This is a genomic window from Nocardia anaemiae NBRC 100462, from assembly GCF_001612725.1.
GTDB classification, from domain to species: Bacteria; Actinomycetota; Actinomycetes; order Mycobacteriales; family Mycobacteriaceae; genus Nocardia; species Nocardia anaemiae.
This window is the reverse complement of the sequence record NZ_BDAZ01000114.1, coordinates 1-4,065: the sequence shown is the minus strand read 5'-3', so window position 1 is coordinate 4,065 and position 4,065 is coordinate 1. Positions and strand designations below refer to the sequence as shown.

Here is a 4,065-nt window from a genome sequence, read left to right as displayed (position 1 = left end):
GCGCCAGCGTTATTGGATGCCCGAAGGGTCTTCCGGCAGTGGCGATGCCCGGGCCATGGGTCTGGTGGCTACCGGACACCCGCTGGTCTCGGCGGTGGTGTCGCAACCGGATTCCGATGTGGTCGCCGTCAGCGGCAGGTTGTCGTTGCAGACGCACCCCTGGCTGACCGACCACCGGGTCATGGACACCGTGCTGTTCCCAGGCACCGGTTTTGTCGAGCTCGCCCTGCACGCCGGAGAGCGAGTGGGCTCCGCCAGTCTGGACGAGTTGATTCTGCGGGCTCCGCTGATGCTGCCGGATTCGGCGGGTGTTGCGGTGCGTGTCGTTGTCGGTGGCGAGGACAACGCAGGGCGTCGCGGGGTGCGGATCTTCTCCCGCCCCGACGACGACGTCGATTCGGTGCCGTCGTGGACATTGAATGCCGAGGGCCTACTCGCGCCCGAAATCGATAGTGCCGCTGCGGATCTGGCGCAGTGGCCGCCCACGGGTGCCACTGCGGTCGATATCGATGGGGTCTATGACTCCCTCGATGCGCAGGGCTACCACTACGGGCCGGTGTTCCAGGCACTGCGGTCGGTCTGGCGGGGATCCGATGGGCTCTACGCCGAGATCGAATTGCCCGAGCAGGCTCGCACCGAGGCGGAGCGGTTCGGTGTGCATCCGGCCTTGCTGGATGCGGCGTTGCACGCGTTGCGTTTTGCCGACGACACCTCGGCGGATGGAACCGGATTGGCGTTGCCGTTCGAGTGGTCCGGTGTCACCGTGCATGCGGCCGGTGCCGACGCGTTGCGTGTCCGGATCACCCGCCTCGGCGAGCACGCGATCGCTCTGGATCTCGCGGACTCGACCGGTGCTCCGGTGGCGACGGTGCGGCAGCTGGCTTCCCGGCCGATCGATCCCGCACAGCTCACCGCCAGCGCACCCATTACGCGCACCGCTGTGTTCGATGTCGACTGGACACCGATCTCGGTGTCCGAGACCGAGGCCGCCGCAGTGTCGTGGGCGGATCTCGGTGACGAGGTTCCGGCGGCGGTGGTGCTGGACTGTCCGACGGGTAATGACACCGTCGCCGTTCGTGCCGCGACTCACGATGTGCTGCGGGTGATTCAGTCCTGGATTGCCGATCAGCGGTTCGGTGAGTCGATGCTGGTGGTTCGGACCCGTGGTGCGGTATCGGTTGCGGGAGAGGATATTACGAACCTGTCCGGTGCCGCGGTGAGTGGTCTGGTTCGTTCCGCGCAAGCGGAGAGTCCTGGCCGGATCGTGTTGATCGATACCGATTCCGAAGATGACGGTCCCGAACTCGGTGGACTGCTCGGCGGGATTCTGGCTGCGGATGAGCCGCAGCTGGCCGTGCGTGCCGGGCAGGTGCACAGAGCGCGGCTCACCCGCGTCGTCTCCACTGCCGGGGCCGCTCCCGCGACCGACTCCTTCGAACCGGAAGACACTGTTCTGATCACCGGTGCCAGCGGCTACCTCGGTGGGTTGTTCGCGCGGCACCTGGTCAACGCGCATGGTGTGCGCCGACTCCTGTTGTTGAGCCGCCGCGGCGAATCAGCCCCTGGCGCCGCCGAATTGCGGGCGGAGTTGCGGGGTCTCGGCGCCGAGGTCGAGTTCGTCGCCTGCGATGTCGCAGACCGCGGCGCGCTCGCCGACGTACTGGCGGATGTGCCTGCCGATCACCCGCTCACCGGCGTGTTCCACATGGCTGGTGTGCTCGACGACGGTGCCATCGCTTCGCTGACCCCGGCCCGGATGGATACGGTGTTGGGCCCCAAGGTCGATGCCGCGTTGCACCTGCACGAATTGACCGCCGATCTGCCGTTGAAGGCCTTCGTGCTGTTCAGCTCGGTGGCCGGTGCGTTCGGTAACCCGGGGCAGGGCAACTATGCCGCGGCCAACGCGTGCCTGGATGCCCTTGCGGCACACCGCCGCGCGACCGGGCTCCACGGCAAGTCGTTCGCCTGGGGCCTGTGGAGCATGGACGGCGGGATGGCCGCCGAGCTCAGCGATGTCGACCGGCGCCGGATGTCGCGCTCGGGCTTGCTGCCGCTCTCGCAGGAGCAGGGCCTCGCGCTGTTCGATGCCGCGACAGGGATCGATACCGCCGCCGTCGTCCTTGCCCGTTTGGACCTGGATGCCATGCGTAGCGCGGGATCCGCCACGCCCGCATTGTTTTCCGCGCTGATCCCGCATCGCCGCAAAGCGGCCTCGGGTGCATCCACGGCACTACGCGCTCGTTTGGCGAATACTCCCGACAGTGAACGCCTCGGCGTTCTCGTGGACATCGTTCGTGCTCAGGTCGCCGCAATCCTCGGTCACCAGAACGCGAATGCGGTTGCGGCGGATAAGGCTTTCAATGAGCTGGGCTTCGATTCGGTCACCGCGATCGAGTTCCGCAATGCCATGCAAACCGTCACAGCTCTGCGGCTGCCTGCGACTTTGGTGTTCGATTACCCGTCACCGCTGGCGCTGGCGAAGTATCTGGCCGACGAGTTCGCTGGCATACGCCAGGACGGCGTGGTCACCGCCAGCAGAGCCGTTGACGACGAGCCGATCGCTGTCGTTGCGATGGCCTGTCGTTATCCGGGTGGGGTCGCCTCGCCGGAAGATTTGTGGCGTCTGGTCGTGTCGGGTACCGATACCACCGGTGAGTTGCCGGTGGATCGTGGCTGGGACATCGACGGGATCTACGATCCCGAACCCGGCAAGGTGGGCAAGACGTATACCCGTCAGGGTGGATTCCTTTATTCGGCAGCCGAATTCGACGCGGATTTCTTCGGGATCAGCCCCAATGAAGCCACGATGATGGATCCCCAGCAGCGGTTGTTGCTGGAGGTATCTTGGGAGGCGCTGGAACGCGCCGGTGTCGATCCTGCGGTCCTGCGCGGCAGCTCGACCGGTGTCTTTTCCGGTGTGATGTACCACGACTACGCGGCGGGGAGCGGGAGTAGCGCGACCGGCAGTTTGGTGTCGGGGCGGATCGCCTACACGCTCGGGTTGGAGGGTCCGGCCGTGTCGGTGGATACGGCGTGTTCGTCGTCGCTGGTGGCGATGCATCTGGCTGCGCAGTCGCTGCGGTCGGGCGAATCCGATCTGGCCTTGGCCGGTGGTGTGACGGTGATGTCGACCCCGGAGACTTTCGTGGAGTTCAGTCGCCAGCGAGGGTTGTCTCCTGATGGGCGGTGCAAGTCCTTCGCCGATGCCGCCGATGGTGTGGGTTGGTCCGAGGGCGTCGGTGTGTTGGTGTTGGAGCGGTTGTCCGATGCGCGCCGTAATGGTCATCAGGTTTTGGCGGTGGTTGCTGGTTCGGCGGTGAATCAGGATGGTGCGTCGAATGGTTTGACCGCGCCGAATGGTCCGTCGCAGCGGCGGGTGATCCGCCAAGCGTTGGCCAATGCCGGGTTGTCGCCGGTCGAGGTGGATGCGGTTGAAGCTCACGGCACCGGTACGACTTTGGGTGATCCGATTGAGGCGCAGGCGTTGCTGGCCACTTATGGGCAGGACCGTGATGCGGATAGTCCCCTGTGGTTGGGTTCGTTGAAGTCCAACATCGGTCACGCTCAGGCCGCGGCCGGTGTCGGTGGCGTCATCAAGATGGTCATGGCGATGCGGCACGGGGTGTTGCCCCGAACGCTGCATGTTGATCAGCCCTCGACGAAGGTTGATTGGTCCGAGGGTCATGTGCGGTTGTTGACCGATTCGGTGGCGTGGCCGGAGGTTGATCGGCCGCGTCGTGCTGGTGTGTCCTCGTTCGGTATCAGTGGCACGAACGCTCACGTCATCATCGAGCAGGCCCCGGATATGGAACTGGTCCCGGCGCCGGTGGTCGAGACTGTCCCGGCTGTGTTGCCGTGGGTGCTCTCGGCGCGCAGTGGCGAGGCTCTTGCCGGTCAGGCTGCCCGGCTGGTGTCGTATGCGCTCGATCACGACTCGGATCCGCTGGATGTGGGTTTCTCGCTGGCGGCCACGCGTGCTGTTTTCGAGCATCGTGCTGTGGTCGTGGCCGAGGGGCGTGACGGTCTGCTCGCGGGAGCACAAGCGTTGGGTCGGGGCGAGACGAT

Annotated in this window: 1 protein-coding gene; it reads left to right on the top strand. The window is 65.8% G+C overall.

All coding sequences use genetic code 11. From position 1 onward, the window contains the following. Nucleotides 1–16 precede the first annotated feature (16 nt). The coding region (locus NA5_RS38590) for a type I polyketide synthase (protein ID WP_218020262.1) at nt 17–4,065 on the top strand (4,049 nt) is incomplete at its 3' end.